The following is a 26,201-nucleotide window of genomic DNA, read 5'->3' on the forward strand; positions in this document are numbered from 1 at the left end:
TGTCAATATCTTTTTTTGCCCGTTTGCAATAAAAGAAACTTTTTGGAGGGGACTCACATTTTGAAGAAATATTGTTTTTCCTAATAATTTGTATGTGAATTATCTTCTTTACCGAGCCACATTTAATATTCAAAACCTATAAACATAGTCAGGTTTTTGTTAAGTTTTTCAAGTATAGTTTAGAAAAAATAGAATATATGACCGTTAAATAACTTAATAAAAAAGCAAGTTAAAGCTCCTAAATAGCCGGTTTTCAAGAGATGATCACGAATCGTTTGCAGTGCTTTTGATATATGCTTTTCTACTGTTTTAATGCTGATATTAAGTTTTTCAGCTATCTCCCTGTTTTTAAGGTCATCATGGCGACTTAATAAAAAAACCTGTTTGCACTTATCGGGTAATTCAGCAACGCAATTTGAAATTTCTTTTCCAATTTCGTCAGAATATAATTGTTCGTCTAAAGTGAAAGCCGAATACATAATTTCGTCGCTAAGCGAGAATCTGTCAGAAATAGTAACCCTTTTATTATCTGATAATTTCAAAAAATCAAGACTACGATTATAAGTCAATTTATATAAATAAGGCTTTAATGACCTGGAGAGATCAAGACTGTTACGTTTCATCCAGCATTCAGTAAAAACATCTTGTACAATATCTTCAGCAGAAGATGCATCGCCTACAATACGTATAGCAAAAAGATATAAAACTTTAAAATAGTTCTTATATATATTTTCAAAATATTCTCTATCCATTCACTTTTTTGATTGGAATCAAAGCTCAACCTTAAATATATCTTATTGTATGGGAAAATTATTTAAATAGCAAAGTTAAAGAATATCCTCCGATTAAACCAATATATAAAGAGTTAAATAATTATGAAAATACTTCAAAAGTATGACAAATTAATTCAAACATTCGTTAAGCACTTTATCTCCCAATGCTTTTGCTTCAGCAACAGATTGAGGATCGGACAGATCAAATCGGTATGTTGACGGATCAGGAATGAGCAAATATGTTCCGGAAGGAACAATGTTGGGGTTTTGTATATTTTTCTTATTTTCGAGATAGATGTACACCCAAAACTCCTTGTTCCCGAAAAGTTCCAAAGCCAGCAGTCGTAATGTTTTTCCTTCTTCGAGCATTATCTTCTTCTCCTCTTTTGCTTGAGCAGCAACTTCATTTACCGACTGAAAAACGGTGTCTGTCCGGGGAGTATAGACATTTTCAGTAGTATATTCTATTTCATTATTTACTATTAGTGGCTCAACTTTTTTTGTTTGAACTCCCCTGAAAAAAAAAAGAGCTGCCAGAGCAATTGCCAAGCCTCCCAAAACAGGTATCAACACAGTAGGCCTCTTTTTTCGTTTTTTCTTTTCAGAACGAGAAGTTGTCACTGGCAACTTGTGCTCTATAATGCCAGAGGCAGTATTAACAGACATATGAACTTCTGCAGATGCAGAAGAATTGGATATTTCGATAACTTTTACAGGCGCAGGTTCCTGAATTGTTTCAGTAACTGCTTCTTGCGTTGTTTCCGGAGTTACTTCAGCTATTGATTTAGGTATTGCTCCAGCAAAAGTTTCGGGAACTGCTTCAGTTGTTGCACCATCACCAGATTCGGGAGCTGATTCAGGCGTTGTCTCAGATATTCCGGCTGAAAGTGTAATTTCGGGAGCCTGAGTTATTGCTGTTTCTTCTTTTTCAGGATGCAATTGTACTGATTTGTTGGGCTCATCATTCTCCTCCAGATCATCATATTCGTCTACTGGAATCACTACCTGAATTCCAGGTAAATCCACACCTTCATTAAGTAAAGTGGGTTCGAAATGCGAGAAAGAAATATTAACTGCTTCGTTCAAAGCCACGTCAGGGGTAAAAATCAACTCAAAAGGTAAAATCTCCTCTTCTGTTTTCAAGCTCAACATCTCAAAATCCACCTCAACAACGGGCGGTATCAGATATCGATCATTTGTTTCACTGTCTACAAGAATATATTCCGATTGAATACGGGTAAAAAACACTCCAAAATCATCAATAATAATCCGGTTGCTTTCCAACAGTTCAGCTTTAACTACGTCTATCACTGCATCCAACACTTCAGAAACTGCAATATCTGTCCAATCGAGGCGTTGAGCAATTTTGGCAATAAGGTCTTCGTTTGTCATGTTATACTATAAAGTTTTGATATCTGATTTAATCATAAATCCGATATCAGCTAAAAATTCAAAATCACATATCAAGTATCAATTTACTTTGCCAATTAAGTCAAAGGGCAATACAGACATTATAGTTACATCATAGAAGTCACCGATAGATAATTCCCGTTCTTTACTTATCAGCACCTCTCCGTCAACTTCCGGAGAATCGAATTCAGTACGTCCGATATAATAATCAGGATCTTCCCTGTCGATAATCACCTTCATAGTTCTACCCACTTTAGCTTCATTAACAGACATAGCAATTCCCTCTTGTATCTTCATCAGCCTATCCATTCTTTCCTGCTTTACCGAGGCAGGTATATCGTCGGAATAGTGTTGATCATTATAGGTATCTTCTTCGTGCGAATATGGGAATGCTCCCAGGCGTTCAAAACGGCTATTCTCAACAAAACCAAGCAACTCCTGAAAATATTCGTCTGTTTCACCAGGATGCCCCACCATCATAGTAGTTCGCAGATGTATTCCCGGCACTTCTTCACGAATGCGTTCTATCAGCTCAATAGTCTGTTGTCTGGTTATGTTTCTGCGCATTATTTTCAGCATATTATCATTTATATGCTGCAGTGCAATATCAAGATATTTGCACACATTTTCTCTTTCACGTATTACCCGCAACAGGTCTGTCGGAAAATGTGCAGGATAGGCATAATGCAGACGGATCCATTCCACACCTTTTATGTCTGATACTCTTTCCACCAGTTCGGGAAGTTTCATGGTTTTGTACAGATCGAGTCCGTAATAAGTCAGATCCTGCGCTATAAACTGAAACTCCTTCACGCCTTCATCTGTAAGTCCACGTATCTCTCTTTCAATCTCTTCCATCGAACGTGATTTGTATTTACCAGTTATCAAAGGTATAGAACAGTATGAACAGGTTCTGTCGCAGCCTTCAGATATCTTTATATAGGCATAATGCGGAGGAGTAGAGAGTGTGCGATCGAATTCAAGTTCCTTGTAATACGACTTACCAAGATCGGCAATTAAGTTCTTCCAGTCGAACTTACCATAATATTTGTCCACTTCCGGAATCTCTTCCAGCAGCTCATCCCTGTACCTTTCAGAAAGGCAACCCATCACAAACAGCTTCTTTAGCCTGTTCCTTTTCTTTGCTTCTGCAAATGACAAAATCATATTTATGGACTCCTCTTTTGCATCACCGATAAATCCACAGGTATTAATCACGGCAATATCACCCCTTGGTGATTCTGAATCATGTTCTACTGTGTATCCGTTAGCTACAAGTTGTCTCATCAACAGCTCCGAATCTACAAGGTTCTTGGAGCAACCTAGCGTAACAACATCTATTCTGTTTTTAACCATATATCATTTTTACTCTCCAAAAGGCTTTACTATCCAAAAAGTTTCATTATCCAAAAAGCGAATCAACAAATTCTTTCCTTCTGAACACCTGCAAATCTTCCATTCCTTCGCCCAGACCAATGTATTTCACGGGAATTTTGAATTGGTCAGAAATACCGATTACAACACCACCCTTGGCGGTACCATCGAGTTTTGTGATTGCCAGTGCCGTAACTTCTGTTGCTGATGTGAATTGTTTGGCCTGTTCAAATGCATTTTGCCCTGTAGAACCATCCAGAATAAGAAGTACCTCATGAGGTGCATCGGGTACAATTTTACCCATCACGTTCTTAATCTTTGTGAGCTCATTCATCAGATTTACTTTGTTATGCAATCGGCCGGCAGTATCAATGATTACCACATCAGCGTTATGCGATTTGGCAGAATTGATTGTATCAAAAGCTACAGATGCAGGGTCTGAACCCATCTTTTGTTTAATCACCTGCGCATCTGCTCTTTGCCCCCATATTTCAAGCTGTTCCACGGCTGCGGCACGAAAAGTATCGGCAGCTCCTAGATAAACTGATAAACCTCTCTGTTTAAACTGATATGCCAGCTTACCTATTGTTGTTGTCTTCCCCACTCCATTCACTCCAACAACCATAATCACATATGGCTTTACTCCTTCCCCTATGGAAAACTCCACAAGGTCGTTACTGTTATTTTCGATAAGAAGATTTGCGATCTCATCACGCAGAATTTCGGTTAGTTCATCCGTTCCCACATATTTGTCACGGGCAACGCGTTCTTCAATTCGGTTTATTACCTTAAGGGTCGTATCAACCCCAACATCCGAAGTTACCAATACCTCTTCCAGGTTGTCCAGCACATCGTCATCAACCCTCGACTTGCCTGCAACGGCACGTGTGATCTTCGAAAAGAAACTCGCTTTTGTTTTTTCAAGACCTTTATCCAATGTCTCTTTTTTCTCTTTCGAGAATCTGTCAAAAAAGCCCATTTATTAATTAATGTTTAACGATAAATATTTATGATTTCCTATCTAACGCTTTTAATGTCTACCCGGAATATATTCTACAAATCTACAAAATAGTAAATAAAAAACTTCCCTGCGTTTTGGCACAGGGAAGCTTTTACATATATTTAACAGATTTATTTAGAAAAATAATCTTTCACCCGATCGTTAAGGATCATCTCTTCTTTAAAACTATATGCACCTGTCTTGGGCGACTTCACCATTCTTATTACTTTCGTGTGGCTGCGTCCCGTAGTCGTGTTTTTATCGCGGAAACCCGCAACTGCTTTCTTTGCCATAGTCTATACTTGTTTTACTTGATTTCTTTGTGTACAGTCATTTTTTTAAGGATTGGATTGTACTTCTTTAACTCCAATCTTCCTGTAGTATTCTTTCTGTTCTTAGTGGTAATATATCTCGATGTGCCTGGCATACCACTCTCTTTGTGCTCTGTGCACTCAAGAATTACCTGCACTCTGTTACCCTTTGCTTTTTTCCCCATAGCTGCTATCTCCTATTCGTTATGAATTTAAGTATCCTTTTGCAGCTGCTTGTTTCAAGGCTGCATCCAATCCAATTTTATTGATTGTACGGAGGCCTGATGCTGAAATATTCAGGTTAATCCAGCAATCTTCTTCCACCCAATAAAATTTCTTTCTGAACAAATTCACGTTGAACTTACGCTTCGTCTTCACATTGGAGTGCGAAACGTTGTTCCCAACCATTGCTCTTTTTCCAGTTATTTGACAAATCTTAGACATTGCTATATAGTGTATTTTATTATTTCCGTTTTACTCATAAAAGGAATAAACTTCCTGACAAATCAGGGCGCAAAATTAAGCATATTATTTTAATTAACCAAAGTTTTTTGCAAATTAATTTATAAATAAACTACTGAACTTCCGTGTATATCCATGCTATAAATCCGGAGCCAAATGATAGTTTTACGATGTTTTGCGGGTCACCATTTACAAGCTACTAAAATTCTGCTTTTTATCGGTAGTAGGCAGGCACTGGCCTCAAAACATTTTATGAATAATGATTTAGCTGTATAGTGAATACTTACAAAAGTAAAATAAAGCGTTGTGATACATTAAATCGGTTCTCAGGTTCTCAGGTTTTCCGGAACAGGCTCAAATATCACATATCATGTTATATACGTATTGTGCACGCTCAGAATTTGCAACTGCCATCTCTATACATTACCATACCGGAAGCCTTAGAATAATATCACCAAACCGGAAGCCTTAGAAGGCCCCTGTTATTTCAGAATATAAACCGTTCAGAAATACGAGAGTGCCTTTTCGTATGTTGTTGCGTAGCTCACTCTCTTCACCGGCAGTGTTTACCGCCTGATTAGTAATTGTCTGCTCGGCAGTATATACTTTAGGGAAAAATGAAGAGCCATCCTTTTGAGCGTTCTGATAAGTTATATCTCTTACCACAAGCATACAGCCGGCATTGGTGATGGTGGCATCAAACCGGTAATTCATTATCATCTTCTCACGAACGCCATCACTATTTGCCGGAAGCAGTAATTCCGCCTTTGAGCTTACTGTCACCGAACGAGCTTTATCATCGAAACGAATTCCTGATAACAACGGGCTGCCAGAATATTTTCCTTTCACCCATTTTTGTAAAACGTCATAATTCTGATTGGTCGTTAGTCTCTGATCTGTAATGATAAAATGGTCAAAAACAACCTTCCCGTTGACTACGGGCACAGTAGTAAAGCCCGCATCAATCTGTCCTTCAATATTAAACAAGCCAGCTATTAAAATACTAATAGTAATAATATATTTCTTCATAGAAGTTCCTTCAACTTTAAATTTATTCTTTTTCAGCAATAACAAAGACCAGTTTAAATAGTTCGTAAATTGTGTAATCAACCCTCTACATTAAACGGTAAATACTTTAATATATTTTTAACACTCAGTTTCTTTAATTGTTTAGTTCTCACTTAAAAAATGTATTATATAACAAAATAATGAATTTTTGAAATTAAATGTTAGACTTGAGACATAAGAAAAAGATTAATGATGCTTGTGACTTTAATAAAAAACAAGCTTTGAAATTTTATTTGTCACTAAAAACCATTACTTTTGCATCTCGAAAATAAAACAAAACATTTTTTTCAAAAACAATATGTCTGCTAAAAAAACAAAAGAATCAAAGGCCGAAAAAAATTTCGAAAATATTGGGGAAGCACTTACCACTACCGAACAATTCCTCGAAAAAAATCAGAAAGCCATTTTAACAGGACTACTGATAGTTATAGCTGCCGTTGGAATTTTTCTTGCCTATCACTATCTACATAAGTCACCCCGAAACGAAAAAGCGCAGTCAGCCATCTTTAAAGGCGAACGCTACTTTCAAGAGGGACAGGACTCACTTGCCATTTTCGGGAACGGAAATGACTATATCGGGTTTGAGTCGATCATAAATCAGTATAAAGGGACTAAGACAGCCGATCTTGCACATGCTTATGCAGGTATCGCTTACAACAGGATGGGCAACCATGAGAAGGCTCTGGAACATCTGAAAAAATTCAAGGGAGGCGACCTGCTTATTACTCCGGCTGTGACTGGAGCAATAGGTGATGTATATATGAATATGGGACAGTCTGATAATGCTTTGTCATACTATCTGAAAGCAGCCAAAGACGCAAACGACGAAATGCTTAGCCCCATCTATTATAAGAAGGCAGGTGAAACTTATTTGAGCCTTGCAGAATACGATAAAGCAATTGATATTTTCAAGCAGGTCAAAGATAATTATATCAATTCACCTGAAGCTCAGGAATCGGACAAATTTATTAAACAGGCTGAACTACTTAAAGAAACGAAATAAACAAGAATGGCAACTGAACTTAACAACCTCTCGTCTTACGACCCGAAGTCTGTTCCTGATGGAAAAGGTAAACGAATTGGAATAGTAGTTTCTGACTGGAACTCCTCCATAACAGGGAACCTTCTGCTCGGTGCTTACAACACACTGGTTAAATTCGGAGTTTTAAGTGACGATATTGTTATCGAACATGTGCCGGGAAGTTTTGAGCTTACCTATGGGGCAAAGGTAATGATTGAGAAAGCAAAAGTGGACTGTGTAATTCTCCTTGGATGTGTTATACAGGGGGAGACTCCACATTTTACCTTTGTTTGCAACAGCGTAACAGACGGAACTACGCAGTTGAATTTAAAATATAACGTACCAGCAGTTTTTGGCCTGCTCACCACCAACACGCTCGATCAGGCAAAAGCAAGAGCAGGAGGAAGACATGGAAACAAAGGTGATGAAGCGGCTATAACCGCTTTAAAAATGATCGGCCTCAAGTCAAAATACATATAATTCGTATTATCTTTGCCGTCGTGAATCAAGGGCAGTTACCAGAGTGGCCAAATGGGGCTGACTGTAACTCAGCTGGCTTACGCCTTCGGTGGTTCGAATCCATCACTGCCCACAAAACAAATGTGTTGATTGTTCAATAGGCCATTGGTAATAGCATACACAAAATATTGGCAATATTGCAACATTTATAAATTGGCTCATAAGTCAGTCATTTTCGCGGAAGTAGCTCAGTTGATAGAGCATTAGCCTTCCAAGCTGAGGGTCGCGGGTTTGAGTCCCGTCTTCCGCTCTAAAGGGAGTAACAGATTAAAGTTACTTCTTTTTTTTATCAAAAAAATACGCAATAAATCAGGTGGAAAATCTTTCTGCATATAAACCTTCTGTACGCGATCTGACAGGCGGAAACATTTTCCGTCAATTGATTACGCTGGCACTCCCTCTGATGGCTATCAGCTTCATCCAGATGGCCTACAACTTAGTAGATATCATCTGGATTGGACGTCTGGGAAGCAAGTCCGTGGCAGCGGTCGGTTCAATCGGCATGTTAATGTGGATGATGAATTCGGTTGCATTGATATCGAAGGTAGGCGCAGAGATTGCCATTGGCCAATCGATAGGTGCCCGGCGGTTAGACAAAGCATCACTCTATGCATCACACACTACCACTATTGCCCTGGCATTGGGGCTCACCTTCGGTATTTTCTTCTTTCTCTTTCCCAGCACTTATGTATCATTTTACAGTCTGGAGGCTGGTATTGCGCTGGAAGCTGCCGGTTACCTGCGGATAATTTCACCGGGAATAACGGTCATGTTCCTTATTCTAAACTTCTCCGGCATCTATATTGGCTCCGGCCGCAGTGACATCCCTTTTTATTTCAACGCCACCGGATTAGTGTTTAACATTTTACTGGATCCTCTCCTTATTTTCGGTATTGGTCCGTTCCCGGCCATGGGAGTAAGAGGGGCCGCGCTGGCTACCCTTCTTTCTCAGGTAGTGGTAATTATTCTCTTTATCCACCACCTAAAGAAAAAAAACGGGTTATTGGGACGGTTTCAATTCCTGATCCGTCTCCGTAGAAAATATACTCTTAACATACTGAAGCTAGGACTACCCGTTGCCGCGATGAATGTTTACTTTGCATTTGTGAATATGAATCTGGCCCGCATCGCATCGGTTTACGGCGGATACCTTGGTATAACCAGTCAGACAACTGGTGGCCAGATTGAGGGGATCACTTGGAATACCTCCAATGGATTCTCCACAGCCTTGGGCAGTTTTGTTGCGCAGAACTATGCGGCGCATAAGATAAACCGGGCCAATCGTGCATTTCGCTATACATTAATGATGATGGGCACATTGGGAATAATTGTAACTGCGGCATTCATATTGTACGGTAAAGAGATTTTTTCTGTTTTTGTACCTGAAAAAGCAGCATATCTGGCTGGGGGTGAGTATTTGTTAATCATGGGTGTCTCTCAAATTTTCATGATGCTGGAGATCACCACCCAGGGCATTTTCAACGGGTTGGGCAGGACCACCCCGCCTGCCATCATCAGCATGGTGTTTAACACACTGCGTATCCCGCTGGCGCTCTTTCTGGGTGCGCGCATCGGGGTGACTGGCGTCTGGTGGGCCATCTCCAGCACCTCTTTCTTTAAGGGGGGGATTCTGCTGACCTGGTACCTGGTGCTGCGCAGGAAGAGATCATGGTAGGGTTTTCTTAATCCATCTTTTCTAGTGTTCGTGTTGGTCCATTCTTGTCATGCGGGTTGACGGGTACAAGTAGCGCGTTATTTTCTTGATTATTTCGCATTAAATCGATAGCCCAACCCCATCATCAAGTTGTTCGGATCTTTAAAACGGTATAGCTGATAGCCCGTATGCAGGAACATGTTATGGGTAATATGGGTCTTGAGCACAAAAGTTTGGTAAAATGAGTTCGTATCGTCTCCCTTGCACAAAAAGTTTTTTCCAATACCCAGGTTAATTGAAAAGATGGGCATGACAATTTCCCCACGCAGTGAGAGCCCTGCCGAAAACTGTTCCCTGAAGGGAGGCCTGTAGAACCTAAGCTCTTCAGGCTCAGATGGAATATATGTATTGGCTATATGCTTGCCGATGTTGGCACTTTCATCATACTGCAGATCAAGCGAAATACCGGCGCGGAAATAATTGCTGAAATGATATAATGGATTGAGGTTCAATCCTGCAATTCCAAACGAGCCGGGAACTAGCATCGGGCTTTGATCTTCAGGGAAGATGCCCTTTTTCCGTGTAGCACCATAGACAATGAGGTCATAGGTAATATACGAATTCAATGCGTGATTCTGAGACGGGAAATAGGAGAATCTGTTTTCTCTATTGTTCCCAAAAAAGTGTGCAACACCTATGGAGGCTCCAATTGTATTCACCCCTGAGTTGGGATAACTGGTATTTCCGTTGGAATAGTGTGTCACCCCCACCCCGCCACGCAGATAGGTGCTTGGTGTCATTTGCCAGTTCAATAGAAATCCAAGGTTGATATAGGCGCTAATTTTGGAGCCGACAACCATATTGAACGGATTTTTCTCCTCATCATACTTCTTCCAACCGAATGCTGAGCCAAAGTTCCATTCGTAATCGAATGACAAGTCGGAGGTGATGCTTGCTATTCTTGACGTTTGGAAGAGATAGACGTTGACGGGATTTCCCAGTTCGGAAGAGTTGAAGAATGTATTGTAAGCGATTCCGATGCCTTGTATGGCATGAGGATATTGCCTACCCAGATATGTGTTGTCAGAGAACTTGAAACCGTACTTCAGATGACCGGAAAGAGTGGAGTTCATTCTCTGTCCTGCACGGTTGGAGCCTTTGAAGAATTCATGCGTAGGGAACAGATATCCCGGCCTCAAATCGGCACCAATCATGTGGATGATTTTTGTTGAAGTGGAGTCGCTTTTACCGGCAAAGGAGCCTACGGCAGTGAATAGCAACAATATGGTGCATAGGAAGGATTTTAGCGCTCCCTTATTTATTCTTATTTTCATTCAACTTTTGTTTTTAGGATAAAATAATCCGTAGGACGACTACTGGTGAGTTCTCCCGTAAAAAAACGTTTTTTGCCTGTTTTAGGATTGGATATATACACCTTGTAGGGCACGGAATATCTCTCTACTTCATTAAAGATCAGTATTTTTCTTTTGTCGTAGGCATCAACGGTTACCTCTACCGACAACTTCTTGTCCAATGGTGCTTCAAGCTCCTGTTCCATAATTCCAAAAGACGCTTTGGTGTTATGTAATACGGGTTTTGAATCAACCAGATCAGGGATGGCAATTTCAGGGAGCGTAGCGCCGAGTAACCGTCGGAATTTTTGTTCGTCCCAATATCCGGCGGGGTTATAAAAGAGAATCTTCCGCGTCGATTTTTTAAAAGGATAGCATGTGAGGGTAACGGGAGAGGAAGAGTTTTTGTTATCGACAACTAAAGATTCCATTTCGTTAAGAGCGCCCTCATTTATTTCAAATTTTTCCCAATCGTAAACCACACTGTCTATTTGATATTTGCTTGTGGGAGCCAGCAGAAGCTTGATCTGTTGCTCTTTGTAATCATTGCCAACTTTTATCAGCATGGTTACATCCTCATTCATGAGATTTTCATTGAGTGTAAGCTGCAGTTTGTTGCCACCTCTTTTCTCTACACGAAAATCTATAAAGTCGCTTAAGAAATAAACAGTAGCCGGTTCTTTTTCACCGAAAGGAAAAGAGACGGGTTCACCATCGAGGGTATATGCACGGGTAGTAAATGGGGCGTCCATAAAAGAAACAATATCAATCAGCCTCCAGTTGTCTGACTTAAAATTGATTTCCTTTCTGTTGTCCGTTTCCGAAAGTACAACATCCATCTGTTCTCCGGGAAGAAAATCTTCCACAAAAATATCGCTATTGCAACCGGATATGAATATCAGGATGCTTAAAAACAGCGATTTATGTATTTCCTTTTTCATATTTTATGCTTCTATTACCTACAGACACACTGATAATCAACTGATAAGTTTATACCGTTCATCGTAACTTTCAAAAGATTATCTATTGATTTTTGTGCGACTTACAATGAGAATTAACCATTACTACAGACGCATAATATGGAGAATTGCTGCATCATTAAATGTTAACAAAAACTAACCATCCAATCTCCCTGCTCAATGATACGATTAACCCCCCGTATCGGATATTTATATTGTGCATTATTGAAAATAATACAATTGATAGAGATATACAACGGTGAATTAAAAATGAATGTCAATACCCGTGCAGAAAGAGGCCGATGTCGGCAACAGGAAAGTTAAAATGGTTGGCTACGTAGGAATTGACCATTTTTCCGGCATACATGTAAAAGCCAGAAGCAAAACCCCGGTCGAACCGGGCAAAATGGTCCACCCCTCCGCAATCGGCCATAGAAGAGAACAGCGTTACAAAAATATTGCTCAAAGCGATGGAAGAAGTACGTGCCACACGCGAGCTAAGGCTCATCTCACAGAAGTGCAACACCCCAAATTTTTCAAAGATTGACGGATGGCCAGGCAAACAGGCCTCCATTGTGGTTTCGAAACATCCTCCCTGCGCCATACGCAGGTCGATTATGATGGCCCCTCTCTTCATTTCCCTTATGAGGTCGCCGGAGATACGGTAAAAGTGTGATTTGTTGATATACTGCATTGCGCCAATAACTACATCGGCAGAGCGAAAAACATTTCTCAGCACGTTGGGTTGCAATATAGAGGTGAAGACCGGACTACCCAATTCGTGACGAATATTCCGCAGCTTCGATATATCGTCATCGAACACTTTAACCGATGCTCCCAGCGCCATGGCTGCCCTGGCAGCCATGGCGCCGGCCACACCGGCACCAATGATTACCACTTCAGTGGGTGATATGCCGGGGATGCCGCCAAGAAGGATTCCCTTACCACCATGGGCATTGCTTAACAGCTCGGCAGCCAGCGTAATGGAGGAAGCTCCTTCAATTTCGGAGATAGAAGTAACAAAGGGTGACACGCCGGTTTCATCATAAATAAGTTCGTAAGCGAGCGCATTAATCTTTTTCTCCGACATCAATTCAAGCAGTGGTGTAGAAAGCCTGTGAAGGTAGAGAAACGAAAAGACTGTACTTCTTAATCGCATCATCTGAACTTCTTCCAATGTTGGAGGCAAGATTTTAAGGATAAGATCGGCTTGAAAAACCTCTTTTGCTGTCTCTACAATCTCAGCACCCGACTCAGCATAATAGCTGTCGGAGTAGTTTATCATATACCCCGCCCCTGCTTCAAACAATACCCTGTAGCCAGATGACACCAACAGAGAAACAGCTTCAGGGGTAAGAGCCAGACGTCTTTCCACCTCCTGATTTTCTTTGGGTATTCCAATAACAGTTGAAACCTTTTGTTTCTCTGCTTTGAGTAATAACTCACGCACAAAAAACGAAGTGCTTTTTTGAGAATCGTTGATCATTCTTTTTTTTTGTATTTTAATTGCTCCTCAACTCCGCGAACCGTTAAATTAATATCCTCTTTGGTAATCATTCGGTCAGTATGATAAACAATTTGCGCTCTTTTGTAATAACACTCTCTTTGAGCCAAATGTTCCGTTATAAACGGAATAATCTCCTCTCTTGGCTTACCTGCAATAAGCGGGCGTACAGTTTTCGATGCCAGCAGACGGGCAGCAAGTTCTTCCGGATCGGCCTGAATATAGACGGTGGTGCCGGCTTTGTTCATAACATCCATATTATCGAAAAAACATGGTGTACCTCCGCCTGTAGAAATTACCACATCTTCAATATTGGCCACTTCTAGAAGTGCCCGGTTCTCTATTTTTCGAAATTGCTCCTCCCCTTTTTCCGCAAAAATATCAGATACAGACTTCCGGTATTTGTTCTCTATAAATGCATCCAGATCGATAAATGATAGTGATAAAGACCTGGCCAGCCGTTTCCCCACGGTGGTCTTCCCCGAACCCATATACCCTATAATAAAAATTCTATTCATACTCATTTACTTTCTGATTATCGCCACCTCATAATAATGGAGCAAAAAGTCGCAACAAAGATTCAAAAAAACGTTGCATAACGGGCCTCTTAACCCATTCTCTCATCAACACCAAATCAGAAAAGCGTTGATCTTCAACAAAAATATCATTGGCCTGCTCCCCAAGTTTTTCATCATAAATAAATGCCTCAACCTCGAAATTCTGTTCAAAACTTCGTGAATCAAAATTGGCAGATCCTATTAGAGTCAGCGAATCATCGAACATCATCATTTTAGAATGAAGAAATCCCTTATGATATTTATATACTTTCACACCTGCTTTCAACATATCCTTTATATATGAACGTGATGCCATCTGTACTAACGGCACATCAGATCGTTTAGATATCATGAGCCTTACATCCACTCCGCGAATAGCAGCAGCCTTCAGAGCATCTATCATTGCATCGGGAGGAAGAAAATATGGAGTCTGAATGAAGATAGATTTTTGGGCATCGTAGATTGCCTGCATTATGCCGTGAGATATCTCGTTCTCTTCACTCAATGGGCCGCTGTTAACGATCTGCATGGGACACTCCCCAAAGTTTCCCAGCATAGGAAAATAATTGCGCGATGTAATCAGGGTTTGAGAAACAAAATACCAGTCGATAAGGAAAACCGACTGCAATCCCTGAACTCCTTTACCCTCAATCCGAGCATGCGTATCTCGCCAGCAACCCCAATCGAATCCCTTTATGTATCGGTCAGCAATATTCATTCCGCCAACATATCCTATCTGTCCGTCTATAACCACTATTTTGCGGTGAGTCCTGTAGTTCAATCTTGAAGTGATTGCAGACCATGTAAGTTTTAAAAAAGGCTCGGTTTCTATGCCGGCTCTACGGAATTCTTCCAGGAATTTCTTCTTAGCTTTCCTTGACCCGAAACTATCATAAATGATACGTATTTCCAGTCCCTCCCTAGCTTTACGAATAAGTGCCTCCTGCACCTTCATGCCTATCTCATCATCATTCAAAACATAATATTCTATGTGAATATGTTGTCTTGCCTTTTCAATATCAGCGAGCAAATGATCGAACTTGTCTTTTCCTAAGGTGAATAACTTCACATTATTTCCCCCCAGCAAAGGGGTATAATCCAAATTTTGCAGCAATTTAACTATGTTGGCATGTTTTTCAGGGAAAAAAATCTCCACCGGCGTATCCATCTCATCCAAAGGACGCTTTTTTAGTTTACTGTACATCCGCCTTGAGATTACATATTTTTTTGTTGTATCCTGCCCGAAAACAGCATACCATATGATTCCTATGAAAGGCAAAAAGACAACAGCAAGGATCCATGCCACAGTTTTAATGGGATTCCTGTTCTCCGAAATAACCACCACCACAATACTTATCACCGTAAGGAGATAAAGTAGCTCAATGATCATAAGCAATGTATTGTTCAACTGCATGGTTATATCCGGTATTTACCGTCACTAATATCTTCTAAAATATTCAGGTAGGAATGATATCGGCTTTCACTGATATAATGCTCTTCCACTGCTTTAAGAACAGCACAATCGGGTTCATTAATGTGCAGGCAGTTATAATATTTGCATTTCTGAGATATTTTGAATATCTCAGGAAAATAGTGCGATACTTCTGCCGTGACCATATCTATAGTTCCGAATCCCTTGATACCGGGTGTATCTATTATATATCCGCCATTATCCAGTTCTACCATTTCGGAGAAAGTGGTGGTATGCATCCCTTTGCTATGATATTCTGAAATTTTACCCACTTTCTGTACCGATTCACCCTGCATTTCATTGATGATGCTTGATTTTCCAACACCTGAATGACCGGCCAGCAGGACAATCTTATCCCTGGTAATCTCTTTGAGTTCGTCAACCCCTTGTCGGGTTACCATGGAGGCTTTTATACAGCGATAACCGATAAGAGAATAGAGATGAACCATGCTGTTCATATAACCGGTATCTTCCTCATCATACAGGTCTGTTTTGTTAAAAACGAGACAGACTGGGACCGAATATGCTTCGGCAGTAACAAGGAACCGGTCAATAAACACAGTTGTAGTCTCGGGTGAGTGTATTGTGATACAGAGCAACGCCTGATCGATATTTGCGGCGAGTATATGTGCATGTTTGGAAAGCTTGGAAGACTTGCGGACAATATAGTTTTTACGATCTTCTATATCGGTAATAAAAGCCGTGCCATCAAGATTTACATCCATGAAAACAATATCACCCACTACAACGGGACTTGTACTGCGGATTCCCTTAAGCCTGAGGTTCCCTTTTGCTTTACACAGAAAATCATTGCCGCTTTTATCGCGTACCAGATAGGTGTTACCGGTATTTTTAATTACAAGCCCTTTCACCCTCTTCTGGTTATACTCCTCTCCGCCCTTCGTCATTAAACGGTAAGTATTTCTTTCTCCTTTTCGGCAAACATATCATCCACTTTTTTGATATATTTATCGTGGAGTTTCTGAAGCTCATTTTCACCATCTTTTCCCATATCTTCCGGGAGACCGTCTTTAACCGCTTTTTTCACTTCATCAATACCCTCTCTTCTGGCATTTCGTATACTTATCTTAGCATCTTCGGCTTCCTGCTTGGTCTGTTTCACAAGTTGTTTTCTGCGTTCTTCCGTAAGGGGTGGTATACCCAATCGTATAACTTCTCCGTTGTTTTCGGGTGTGATACCTACATCGGAGTCCTGAATGGCCTTTTCCACTACTTTCAACATAGGTTTTTCCCACGGTTGCACCATAATGGTCTTGGCATCGGGCGTGGTTACCGTTGCCACATTCGACAGAGGAACAAGGCTTCCATAATATAACACACGAATTCCGTCCAGAATACGAGCGTTGGCACGACCGGCCCTGATACGTGAAAATGTCTCATCCAGGAATTCAAGGGTCATTTGCATTTTTTCTTCTGTCTCTTTTTTAATTTTCATTGTTTCCATAACTATCTATTATTTTTGTTGTTTTCAAGTCTTATCAAAATAGTTTAACTGACACTAGACTATTGCTTGCTATGGCATAGCCCAAATGAATTCGTCCTCTGTATATCATTTAATGCAAAAGTTGCTCGTCATGACAAAGTCCATGCAATCATGGCCTCTATTCATTTGACTTAAGTAAATAGTGTGAACAAAAATAGTGAAAAAATTTTAATTTCTCTACAAATGTACCACTGTTCCTATATTATTGCCATCTATAAGCTTTTTAAGGTTACCGAAAGTGTCCATATCAAAAACCACTACAGGCAAGTTGTTCTCCTTGCACATGGTTGTAGCTGTCAGATCCATCACTTTCAATCCTCTGTCGTAAACCTCATCGAACGAAATACTCCGGAACTTAGTGGCTGTGGGGTCTTTTTCGGGATCCGCCGTATAAACGCCATCTACACGGGTACCTTTAAGCATTGCATCAGCCTCTATCTCAATTGCTCGTAACGCAGATGCTGTATCTGTCGTAAAAAAAGGATTTCCGGTACCTCCGGCAATTATTGCTATCTCTCCTTTTTCCATAGCTTCAATAGCCTTCCACTTGGAATAGAATTCTCCTACCGGTTCCATTCGTACAGCTGTAAAAACACGGTTTTTTTGTCCCACAGAAACAAGTGCCGAGCTAAGTGCCAGGCTGTTGATTACTGTGGCAAGCATTCCCATCTGATCACCTTTCACACGGTCAAACCCTTTGGTAACACCGCTCACCCCCCTGAAAATATTGCCTCCACCAATCACAACAGCTATTTGTACACCCATATGTGAAACTTCTTTTATTTGTTCCGCATATTCTTCAAGGCGTATTTCATCTATCCCGTACTGTTTGCCGCCCATAAGCGATTCACCGCTGAGCTTGAGTAAAATTCGTTTAAATTGCATATATCATGTTTAATTATTTGAGTCCGAAATAAAAAAATCCAAAATATAAGACCTCTATTTGTACTTAACTCTGTTTTATTCATGAAGTATCTCATGTACAATCATTCATCAATAAAAGCCACTTCTTTAAATGAGTATCTCCTCCTAACTTCATTTTCCAACGTTTTCAGTACTAAATGTCCCGTTGGCAGCACATTCTCAATTATGGCTTTAAATTTACCGTTTTTGTCTTCAAACCAATAATAATCGTTTATACGGTAGAGATCGAGCATATACTCATCCTCAATAGAATTGGTACCTCCATGCTCAAATTCACGATAGAGCATAAAAAATTCCCTCATAAATATGTTAAATATGTATTCCATGTCCTGTTCCGATCCTGTAATTTGCTTCAGGGAAACCGGATTAGGCAAATCGGGCGGAAAAATCTGCTGATTTATGTTTATACCAATACCAATAACCGAGTTCTCAATTTGCTTTCCCTGTATATCGTTTTCTATGAGCATACCGCCTATCTTTTTGTCTTTCCAATAAATATCATTGGGCCATTTTATTCGGATGTCGCTTACAAACTGGTCCAGCGTATTTTTGACAGCCAGTGAAGCTATACGCGAAATAATAAACTGTCCGTTAGCCTCCACGTTTTTTGGATATATCAGGAGGCTGAACAACAAGTTTTCTCCTTTCGAGGAAAACCATGATGTACCCATTTGTCCACGCCCCCCGGTCTGATATCCGGCAATCACAACCGACCCCTCTTCAGGATGTTCTTCCCTGGCAATTTTTTTTAGCATGAGGTTTGTTGAATCAACCTCATCGACCCTTATTGTTAGACGCTCTTTACTTAACTGATCCATAATATAGGTTTTGATGTTTTTTGGGTAATTTTTTAATTACCTCATCAACGGAATGATATATCCATTTTTTGAGTTCCATGTCGGGCATATCGCCATCGAGGTATATGGTGTTCCAATAGGTTTTGTTCATATGATAGGCACCTTCAACACACTCATATTCATCTCTTAACTTTATCGCCAGCTCAGGATCGCATTTCAGGGTAATGCTGAATCTGCCGGTATCAGTGGGAATCAGCGCAAACATCTTGCCCATAACCTTCATCACAATGGTTACATCGTCAAACGGTGTTGTTGCTTCTGAACCATGAACAGCAAGGCAAAAATCGAAAAGCTCTTCTATATTCATTGTCTTGAAGAATTCATAAATTAAACCCATTCCACCATAGAAATGCAAACCCTAAGCTTCATGCAGCAAGTAGTAATAATGCAATCGCTACAATCAAGCTGCAATATGTTTACAGAAAGGGCAAAAAAGCATCTTCAATATGCTCCAGCTCAAATTGTTGCTTATTCCACACTACAGCCACAATATCGAACCGGGCAGGCTTATCTATACAATTCATTTTCAGATAAATGCCAGCCGCTTGAATCATACGCCGCATTCGATGCTTCCCAATGGAATCCTCAGGATTTCCCCACTCTGTAGATGTACGGGTTTTAACCTCTACAAAAACGATATATTCACCCTCTTCCGAAATAATGTCGACTTCATAACCATGGCATTTCCAGTTTCTTTTAACAATACGGTGTCCTTTCGACTTTAAATAATTCACCGCCGCATCTTCACCTTTCCATCCCAGTTCATTGTGTTCAGCCATCTTTATTGTACCCAAAAAGCGTGTATACATCGTAAAAATACAAATTTACACCATAAATCCTTCTTTTTAGTGAAAATATTTTGTTTTTTTGTAACAGCAACGGGAAAGAGAATGCAACCTGTTATTAAACCCGTGTGTATTTGTATTAGGAATTTCAATAGTTGATTAATGGGAATAAAGAGTTACAAGATTCAAGGCAGAACGAAAACACGCACTAAAAAGGCTGAGTTTATGCTCAACGACGAAGAGTATGATCTTATCCATTTCTATCTGAAAAAATATAAGATCACCAACCGATCCCGTTGGTTTCGCGAGACCGTTCTCAATCATGTACTGAGAAATATGGATCAGGATTATCCTACTCTTTTCGAAGAAAATGAGATGAGGCGATAATAATTTTTTAATAATCTGTTCATTTAACATGCAAATATTGATTCATCGGTTGCTATAACATATCATGGACACAGAATCAGATTATCAAACATAATAATACTGGAGGCAAAAACGTGTTAGACGACGAATATTTTATGAGGCAGGCACTTCAGGAAGCTCATAAAGCACTTGAGAAGGAAGAAGTTCCCATTGGAGCCGTTATAGTTATTAATCAGCGCATTATAGCTCGCGCACACAATCTCACGGAGATGTTGAATGATGTAACTGCACACGCCGAAATGCAGGCAATAACAGCTGCCGCCAATGTACTTGGAGGAAAATACCTCACTGACTGCACATTGTATGTAACAGTGGAACCTTGTCCCATGTGCGCTGGTGCCCTTCGGTGGGCACAAATATCACGGATAGTTTACGGAGCACCGGATGAAAAAAGAGGGTATTCGCGCATCTCACCCTATCTACTGCATCCAAAAACTACAGTCAACTCCGGCATTATGGCTGAAGATTGTGCTGATCTGATAAAGATGTTTTTTACACGTTTCAGGTAATCCGTTCACAGTAAATGGGAAATAATCAATAAACGGAAATCTATTTTCCATTTTAGTAATTTTCGTAAAAAACTGCAAAATATAAAGAGGGCAAACCAGATACAATTTTGATTTTACCCTCTTTTATCCGTACTTTTATGGTAGACAAACACAAATACTCAAATCTCGAATACTGAATTTGCTCCGAGAGTCCTTAATAACTACAAGCATTATGCTCCGCTTGCAATGAAAGAGACATTTCAAAAGGTACTCAATATTTGTTTAATATTTGGAATTTATCTGATCTGGTCAGAACCTATAAACCCATTCAGCAAAAGCATTTACCCAACTTTGAAGAAACTTACGGGTGTCATCATTTTTCAGGCTGTTGTTTTCATCGAACAGCTGCAGCGAGTTCCCTATATATGCTTCCGGTTGCTGCATCATATATACGTTAAGGAAAACCATCGGCTGACGTAGTGCATGATTAGCTGATTCACCACCTAAGGCGCTCATTGAGCTGCTTACTATTGCGCCCGGTTTGCCGCCCCATTTATTTTGCCCATAGGGTCTGGATGCCACATCAAGCGCATTTTTCATTACCCCTGAGATAGATCTGTTATATTCGGGGGTAAAGAATAGGAAACCATCGGCTTCGCCGATTTTCTTTCTAAACTCAATCCACTCTAAAGGTGGATTTAAATCGAGGTCTTCATTATAATGTGCAAGTTGCCCTATCTCAACAATCTCTAGATCAAGTGAATCTGGAGCTAATCTTATCACTTCATTTGCCAATTTTCTATTGGCCGATTCTTTACGAAGGCTGCCTACCAATACGGCAATTTTCTTTTTACTCATATCTGAATCTTATTAAAGGTGCATTAATATTTATAGAAAATATTGAATGGAGATAACTCCATAAAATAATTAATATAATAACGTCATTATCACCTTTTTTGTTCCATAACAAATATTGATGAGCTATTGATACTGGTTTTCATAAAATATTTAAATATTTCTTGCCTGTTTGTCTTTCCGATAACCGGTGCATTTGTCCAAAAGATGAGTGCTGTCTTTTGTTTTGTCAAAACGAAGAAATATAATTTTTAAAATGAATTAAATCATTAATTAATAGATATTTATATATTGAACAATTTACATATGAAAGATGGAAATAGCCATTATTTCGTAAACCCTCCGCTCGCCTGCTGCTATTCCTTCTCCCTGCTCAATTGAACAATATCTTCCGACTCACAGCTTCTGCAGTGATCAGCTTTTTTCATGGTAACCATCGTCTCATTGCAACTATGGCATTTATACCAATAATCATCCGTTACATATGCCCCGCCTCTAAAAATAATCGCTCTTCCTTCAATTAGAGCTTTTGCCAGTTTTCTTCTCGCACCATCAAGCAGGCGTGTGAATGTGGGCCTGGAGACACCCATCTTTTCTGCTGCCTCCTCCTGGTAAAGACGTTCGTAGTCGGCCAACCTGATTGCTTCCAGCTCCTCATATTGGAGTACCACAGTATCCAACTCCCTCCTGGGTACTCCGAACGGCTTATATCCATCCATCAATGGCGGTTTCATTACTCTTCTGTTTTTTCTCCTCTTTGGCATAATACGTTTCCTTTATAACAATCTGCTTTCTGCTTTAAATGTAACTTTTACAAAATAGAATATTTTAACAATACTTCGGTAATTATTTTTTAAACATCTGACAATCAGCAAAAAGTGCTACTGAGTTTTGGGCAGGTATACTTTGTTGCAAAGTAATGGATTACATGGTGTTTCAAAACTTTTTTACCGGAATATTTTTTTAAATTTTCGGCAATTTCCAGGGAGTTCTGTAATTGGCTTTAATTAAACTGTTCGCCTCATCACACCCTATGAACTTTCCTGCCTTAATATCCCAATCCAAAGCACTACCAACTCGGCAGGAGATATTTGCCATATGGCTAAGAATGGCAACTTCTGCACCAATAGCTACATCGGCATTGGGCAGTTTGCGCGAACGAATACTGTCAAGCATATTACCAGCATGCAGATACAAACCTTTGCCCTGCCCTTTTCTTTTTTCCACAGCCTCCATGCGTAGCGTGTTGGGTCTCTTTTCGTCGTCACAAGGATAGCAATAGGGGTAATTACGACTGTTGACAGCCTGTTCAGGCACCACTTCCCAGCCGTTGCGTGTAAGAATTAGCGTACCATTTTCACCAAGGAAAGCAACACCCTCACGCAGCCCGAACAACCCTGTTCCTATTCCACAAGCATGATCCCAAATAATATTGAAACCCGGATACTTATAGGTCACCATCAGAGTGTCGGGTGTCTCCATGGCATCATCGGGGTATCCATACTTTCCGCCGGCTCCATAAACATATGAAGGCAATCCAACATTCATTCCCTTCATCGCGTAATCGAGCAAGTGCACCCCCCAGTCTGCCATCAATCCGCCGGCATAATCCCAGAAGAAGCGAAAGTTATAATGAAATCTGTTCTGATTAAAATCGCGCTTTGGTGCAGGACCCAACCACATGTCGTAATCTACACCGGCAGGGGGTTGCGAATCGGGCACTACCGGCAGTGTCCATTTGCTGGTCTGATAAGCCCACACTTTAACGGTTCGCACACGTCCCAGTTGTCCACTTTGCACATAAGCTGCAGCTTCATCCCAGTGAGGATCGCTCCGCTGCCATTGCCCTACCTGCACAATCCGGTTATATTTTCTGGCAGCCTTAACCATCAGCCCACACTCTTCAATGGTGTTGGCAAGAGGCTTTTCTACGTATACATCTTTACCTGCTTCACAGGCTGCAATCAGCTGCAGGCAATGCCAGTGGTCGGGGGTGCCGATAATTACCATATCCACATCTTTGTTATCTATTACCCGGCGCCAGTCCTTAACCAGTTGTGGTGGTTTTTTACCGGTTAGCTTCTCCAAGTCAGCCGCACGCTTATAGAGCCACTGATCATCCACATCACATATAGAGATACATTCAGTTTCCGGGTATTGCAAGAACGCTTTCAGGTTGCTCCAACCCTGATTGCGGCAGCCTATCAGGCCTATTTTGATTTTATTCCCGGGAGTTGTCTTCCCATATATTGAAGAAAATGATTTCCCCATCAACGGAGTTAAACTTAAACCGGTTGCTGTAACAGCAGATTTTTTCAAGAAATTTCGTCTATCCATGATAATTGCAGTTTAAAATTCGCATTGCGCATTTAAAAATACTTTATGATTCTACCAAAAACAAGGCTTCTGTTGAAGCCGGTGGGTTTGAGGTATATAAAACCTATGATAAGGCAAAGATAATAAAGTTAGGATAAGTAAAATAATAATTAGAGTCTTAAACACCATTAACAATACAGTCATGTTCTGATCGCACTGGTTCAAGACAAAGATAGGAAAGTGTATATTGGCACCATTAACATATCAGTTGACGAAACAGATATGCTCTGATCAGGAAAACAAACCATACCGCACAACTTTGTTTAGGGTCAGTATAACTCTGAATAAATAGTTGTTCTTTGTTTTATAATATTTTGAAGCGTCCACGGGCAATAAAAGAGCTATTTTTAGTATCTTTGCAGCTTTAAATTAGTAATTATAGATTACGTAAAGTAGTCGCAGGTATAACTTACACGTAATATGCAAACCGTAACCCGAAACTCGAATATGTCAAAAAAGTTTAAACGTACTCTTATTACATCAGCCCTGCCATATGCTAATGGCCCGGTACACATCGGCCACTTGGCTGGGGTATATGTACCAGCCGATATCTATTCCCGCTATCTGCGCCTCAAAGGAGAAGAGGCACTTTTTATAGGAGGATCCGATGAACACGGTATTCCAATCACTATAAAAGCCAGGAAGGAGGGAGTTACGCCTCAAGATATAGTGGACCGCTACCATAAACTGATTAAAAAATCGTTTGAAGAGTTCGGTATCACATTCGATATATACTCGCGTACCACATCAGAGATTCACAAAAAGACAGCATCGGACTTTTTCCAGACACTTTATGAAAAAGGAGAATTCGAGGAACAGGAGAGTGAACAATATTATGATGAAGAAGCGGGCCAGTTTCTGGCAGACCGTTATATCACTGGCACCTGTCCCCATTGCGGAAACAAAAATGCCTATGGCGATCAGTGTGAACAGTGCGGCACTTCACTAAGCCCCAACGACCTGATCAACCCGAAATCGACTCTCAGCGGCAGTGTCCCGGTAATGCGTAAAACAAAACACTGGTACCTTCCTCTCAATAAACATGAGGCATGGCTACGACAGTGGATCCTTGAAGATCACAAAGAGTGGAAAAGCAATGTGTATGGACAGTGCAAATCATGGCTCGATCTTGGACTGCAGCCGCGTGCCGTTAGCCGTGATCTCGACTGGGGTGTCCCTGTTCCTGTGGAAGGAGCTGAAGGTAAGGTGCTTTATGTTTGGTTCGATGCACCCATAGGATACATCTCAAACACAAAAGAGCTGTTACCCGATGAATGGGAAAAGTGGTGGAAAGATAAAGAAACCAGATTAGTACATTTCATAGGTAAAGATAATATTGTTTTCCACTGCATTGTTTTTCCGTCTATGCTCAAAGCGGAAGGGACCTTTAACCTGCCTGACAATGTGCCTGCCAACGAATTTCTGAACCTTGAAGGTGATAAAATATCCACATCACGCAACTGGGCAGTATGGCTGCACGAATATCTGGAAGAGTTTCCCGGTAAACAGGATGTGCTTCGCTATGTGCTCACCGCCAACGCTCCCGAGACCAAAGACAACGACTTCACATGGAAAGACTTCCAGGCGCGCAATAACAACGAACTGGTGGCGGTGCTGGGTAACTTTGTGAACCGGGCGCTGGTACTCACCCAGAAGTATTTCGACAACAAGGTTCCTGCTGCCGGGGAGCTTACCCAATATGACCGGGAAACCATTGAAGAGGCGCAGAAAGTGAGAGCGGCTGTAGAGTATAATCTCGATAACTATCACTTTCGGGAAGCACAAAAAGAGGCGATGAACCTGGCACGGATCGGGAACAAGTATCTGGCCGACTCCGAACCTTGGAAAACGGCTAAAACCGATATGAACCGCACAGCTACTATACTTAACATAGCATTGCAGATTACAGCCAATCTGGCAATTGTATTTGAACCATTTTTGCCGTTTTCATCGGTAAAACTCCGTTCTTTTCTTAACGTAGGCAACTTGCAATGGGATGACCTTGGCAACTTCAACCTGCTTCCGGAGAAACATATGTTGGGAAAATCAGAGCTCCTATTCGAAAAAATAGAAGACGTGGTTATTGAAAAACAAATACAGAAACTGCTCGATACGAAAAAGGCAAACGAGGAGAGTGAATACAAGGCGGAAGCTGTAAAAGAGAGCGTGCAGTTCAACACTTTCGAAAAGTTGGATATACGTGTAGGGACGGTGCTGGAATGCGAGAAAGTACCAAAAGCAGATAAGCTACTTCGTTTTCTGCTCGACGATGGGCTGCAAAAACGGACCATTCTCTCCGGAATAGCAAACTACTACCCTAATCCTGAAGAGCTGGTGGGTAAGCAGGTTTGTTTTATTGCCAATCTGGAACCACGTAAAATGAGGGGAATAGTTTCAGAGGGAATGATTCTTTCAGCTGAAAATTTTGATGGAGCACTTGCACTTGTATCACCAACAAAAGAGGTATTGCCAGGTAGTAAAGTATTATAAAATAAAAAAACTGTTCAGGCTTCGCACAGAAGGTATAAAAGATAATTGTTTTTATATTTTA

General features: G+C 40.6%; 28 protein-coding genes and 2 tRNA genes. 8 read left to right on the plus strand and 22 right to left on the minus strand.

The genetic code is table 11. The annotated features are described in order from the left end of the window. Positions 1–179: 179 nt before the first annotated feature. From KDN43_RS16140 to KDN43_RS16175, 8 genes are all read right to left on the minus strand, one after another. Entirely contained in the window at positions 180–752 is a 573-nt protein-coding gene (locus KDN43_RS16140; RefSeq protein ID WP_238867611.1) for an RNA polymerase sigma-70 factor, read from the minus strand. A 150-nt stretch (positions 753–902) separates the two neighbouring features. Continuing rightward, entirely contained in the window at positions 903–2,165 is a 1,263-nt protein-coding gene (locus KDN43_RS16145) for an HU family DNA-binding protein (RefSeq protein WP_238867612.1), read from the minus strand. A gap of 78 nt (positions 2,166–2,243) precedes the next feature. Continuing rightward, the gene (rimO, locus tag KDN43_RS16150; RefSeq protein ID WP_238867613.1) at positions 2,244–3,539 is read right to left on the minus strand and encodes a 30S ribosomal protein S12 methylthiotransferase RimO; all 1,296 of its coding nucleotides are present in this window, start codon (positions 3,537–3,539) and stop codon (positions 2,244–2,246) included. A 46-nt stretch (positions 3,540–3,585) separates the two neighbouring features. Continuing rightward, a complete protein-coding gene (gene ftsY / locus KDN43_RS16155; protein ID WP_238867614.1) occupies positions 3,586–4,536 on the minus strand; it encodes a signal recognition particle-docking protein FtsY in 951 nt (316 codons plus the stop codon). 152 nt (positions 4,537–4,688) lie between these two features. Continuing rightward, positions 4,689–4,850 (minus strand): DUF4295 domain-containing protein, encoded by a 162-nt coding sequence (locus tag KDN43_RS16160; RefSeq protein WP_238867615.1) that lies wholly within the window; start codon positions 4,848–4,850, stop codon positions 4,689–4,691. A 14-nt stretch (positions 4,851–4,864) separates the two neighbouring features. After that, entirely contained in the window at positions 4,865–5,053 is a 189-nt protein-coding gene (gene rpmG / locus KDN43_RS16165) for a 50S ribosomal protein L33 (protein WP_238867616.1), read from the minus strand. A gap of 19 nt (positions 5,054–5,072) precedes the next feature. Beyond that, on the minus strand, positions 5,073–5,312 hold the full coding sequence (rpmB, locus tag KDN43_RS16170) for a 50S ribosomal protein L28 (protein ID WP_238867617.1): 240 nt from the start codon (positions 5,310–5,312) through the stop codon (positions 5,073–5,075). Positions 5,313–5,798: 486 nt separating this feature from the next. After that, positions 5,799–6,359 (minus strand): hypothetical protein, encoded by a 561-nt coding sequence (locus KDN43_RS16175; RefSeq protein ID WP_238867618.1) that lies wholly within the window; start codon positions 6,357–6,359, stop codon positions 5,799–5,801. A gap of 337 nt (positions 6,360–6,696) precedes the next feature. Between KDN43_RS16175 and KDN43_RS16180 the strand changes: the two genes are divergently transcribed. The 5 genes from KDN43_RS16180 (at position 6,697) to KDN43_RS16200 (ending at position 9,613) form a co-directional block, all read left to right on the plus strand. Further along, positions 6,697–7,401, plus strand: coding sequence for a tetratricopeptide repeat protein (locus KDN43_RS16180; RefSeq protein WP_238867619.1), 705 nt, complete (start codon positions 6,697–6,699; stop codon positions 7,399–7,401). Between the two features lie 6 nt (positions 7,402–7,407). Then, positions 7,408–7,899, plus strand: a complete 492-nt coding sequence (gene ribH, locus KDN43_RS16185) for a 6,7-dimethyl-8-ribityllumazine synthase (RefSeq protein ID WP_238867620.1) — start codon at positions 7,408–7,410, stop codon at positions 7,897–7,899. A gap of 29 nt (positions 7,900–7,928) precedes the next feature. After that, positions 7,929–8,011, plus strand: a tRNA-Tyr gene (locus tag KDN43_RS16190). 104 nt (positions 8,012–8,115) lie between these two features. Further along, a tRNA-Gly gene (locus KDN43_RS16195) sits at positions 8,116–8,188 on the plus strand. Between the two features lie 63 nt (positions 8,189–8,251). Continuing rightward, positions 8,252–9,613 (plus strand): MATE family efflux transporter, encoded by a 1,362-nt coding sequence (locus KDN43_RS16200; RefSeq protein ID WP_238867621.1) that lies wholly within the window; start codon positions 8,252–8,254, stop codon positions 9,611–9,613. Positions 9,614–9,702: 89 nt separating this feature from the next. Here the strand turns inward: KDN43_RS16200 and KDN43_RS16205 are convergent, their stop codons facing one another. From KDN43_RS16205 to KDN43_RS16255, 11 genes are all read right to left on the minus strand, one after another. Further along, a complete protein-coding gene (locus KDN43_RS16205) occupies positions 9,703–10,926 on the minus strand; it encodes an acyloxyacyl hydrolase (RefSeq protein WP_238867622.1) in 1,224 nt (407 codons plus the stop codon). Further along, positions 10,923–11,885 (minus strand): hypothetical protein, encoded by a 963-nt coding sequence (locus tag KDN43_RS16210; protein ID WP_238867623.1) that lies wholly within the window; start codon positions 11,883–11,885, stop codon positions 10,923–10,925. Before KDN43_RS16210 ends, KDN43_RS16205 begins: the two co-directional genes overlap by 4 nt. 295 nt (positions 11,886–12,180) lie before the next feature. After that, positions 12,181–13,389 carry an alanine dehydrogenase gene (locus KDN43_RS16215; RefSeq protein WP_238867624.1) on the minus strand — a complete coding sequence of 403 codons (1,209 nt, stop codon included), beginning with the start codon at positions 13,387–13,389 and terminating at the stop codon, positions 12,181–12,183. After that, positions 13,386–13,925 (minus strand): shikimate kinase, encoded by a 540-nt coding sequence (locus tag KDN43_RS16220; protein ID WP_238867625.1) that lies wholly within the window; start codon positions 13,923–13,925, stop codon positions 13,386–13,388. Before KDN43_RS16220 ends, KDN43_RS16215 begins: the two co-directional genes overlap by 4 nt. A 28-nt stretch (positions 13,926–13,953) precedes the next feature. Then, positions 13,954–15,354, minus strand: coding sequence for a cardiolipin synthase (gene cls / locus KDN43_RS16225; protein ID WP_238867626.1), 1,401 nt, complete (start codon positions 15,352–15,354; stop codon positions 13,954–13,956). Between the two features lie 26 nt (positions 15,355–15,380). After that, positions 15,381–16,307: a ribosome small subunit-dependent GTPase A gene (rsgA, locus tag KDN43_RS16230; RefSeq protein ID WP_238869510.1), complete on the minus strand. Its 927-nt coding sequence runs from the start codon at positions 16,305–16,307 to the stop codon at positions 15,381–15,383. 35 nt (positions 16,308–16,342) lie between these two features. Continuing rightward, entirely contained in the window at positions 16,343–16,900 is a 558-nt protein-coding gene (gene frr / locus KDN43_RS16235; RefSeq protein WP_238867627.1) for a ribosome recycling factor, read from the minus strand. Positions 16,901–17,116: 216 nt separating this feature from the next. Continuing rightward, positions 17,117–17,824 carry a UMP kinase gene (gene pyrH / locus KDN43_RS16240; RefSeq protein WP_238867628.1) on the minus strand — a complete coding sequence of 236 codons (708 nt, stop codon included), beginning with the start codon at positions 17,822–17,824 and terminating at the stop codon, positions 17,117–17,119. A 101-nt stretch (positions 17,825–17,925) separates the two neighbouring features. Next, positions 17,926–18,681: a biotin--[acetyl-CoA-carboxylase] ligase gene (locus KDN43_RS16245; protein WP_238867629.1), complete on the minus strand. Its 756-nt coding sequence runs from the start codon at positions 18,679–18,681 to the stop codon at positions 17,926–17,928. Then, positions 18,665–19,027 (minus strand): MmcQ/YjbR family DNA-binding protein, encoded by a 363-nt coding sequence (locus KDN43_RS16250; RefSeq protein WP_238867630.1) that lies wholly within the window; start codon positions 19,025–19,027, stop codon positions 18,665–18,667. The genes KDN43_RS16245 and KDN43_RS16250 overlap by 17 nt, the downstream gene beginning before the upstream one ends. A gap of 109 nt (positions 19,028–19,136) precedes the next feature. Then, positions 19,137–19,529 carry a YraN family protein gene (locus tag KDN43_RS16255; RefSeq protein WP_238867631.1) on the minus strand — a complete coding sequence of 131 codons (393 nt, stop codon included), beginning with the start codon at positions 19,527–19,529 and terminating at the stop codon, positions 19,137–19,139. Between the two features lie 138 nt (positions 19,530–19,667). Here KDN43_RS16255 and KDN43_RS16260 point away from each other — a divergent pair, with 138 nt between their 5' ends. Both KDN43_RS16260 and KDN43_RS16265 read left to right on the plus strand, forming a co-directional pair. Continuing rightward, positions 19,668–19,892 carry a hypothetical protein gene (locus KDN43_RS16260; RefSeq protein WP_238867632.1) on the plus strand — a complete coding sequence of 75 codons (225 nt, stop codon included), beginning with the start codon at positions 19,668–19,670 and terminating at the stop codon, positions 19,890–19,892. A 113-nt stretch (positions 19,893–20,005) separates the two neighbouring features. Continuing rightward, the gene (locus KDN43_RS16265) at positions 20,006–20,440 is read left to right on the plus strand and encodes a nucleoside deaminase (protein ID WP_238867633.1); all 435 of its coding nucleotides are present in this window, start codon (positions 20,006–20,008) and stop codon (positions 20,438–20,440) included. Positions 20,441–20,728: 288 nt separating this feature from the next. Here the strand turns inward: KDN43_RS16265 and KDN43_RS16270 are convergent, their stop codons facing one another. The 3 genes from KDN43_RS16270 to KDN43_RS16280 all read right to left on the minus strand — a co-directional run bounded on the left by KDN43_RS16270 (position 20,729) and on the right by KDN43_RS16280 (position 23,611). Next, the gene (locus tag KDN43_RS16270) at positions 20,729–21,277 is read right to left on the minus strand and encodes an NADPH-dependent FMN reductase (protein WP_238867634.1); all 549 of its coding nucleotides are present in this window, start codon (positions 21,275–21,277) and stop codon (positions 20,729–20,731) included. A 353-nt stretch (positions 21,278–21,630) separates the two neighbouring features. Continuing rightward, positions 21,631–22,038, minus strand: coding sequence for a DUF134 domain-containing protein (locus KDN43_RS16275; protein WP_238867635.1), 408 nt, complete (start codon positions 22,036–22,038; stop codon positions 21,631–21,633). A 199-nt stretch (positions 22,039–22,237) separates the two neighbouring features. Then, positions 22,238–23,611, minus strand: a complete 1,374-nt coding sequence (locus KDN43_RS16280) for a Gfo/Idh/MocA family protein (RefSeq protein WP_238867636.1) — start codon at positions 23,609–23,611, stop codon at positions 22,238–22,240. Between the two features lie 486 nt (positions 23,612–24,097). Here KDN43_RS16280 and metG point away from each other — a divergent pair, with 486 nt between their 5' ends. Further along, positions 24,098–26,140, plus strand: a complete 2,043-nt coding sequence (gene metG / locus KDN43_RS16285; protein ID WP_238867637.1) for a methionine--tRNA ligase — start codon at positions 24,098–24,100, stop codon at positions 26,138–26,140. The last annotated feature ends 61 nt before the right edge of the window (positions 26,141–26,201 follow it).

Origin of the sequence: Proteiniphilum propionicum, assembly GCF_022267555.1 — a bacterium.
Classification (GTDB): domain Bacteria; phylum Bacteroidota; class Bacteroidia; order Bacteroidales; family Dysgonomonadaceae; genus Proteiniphilum; species Proteiniphilum propionicum.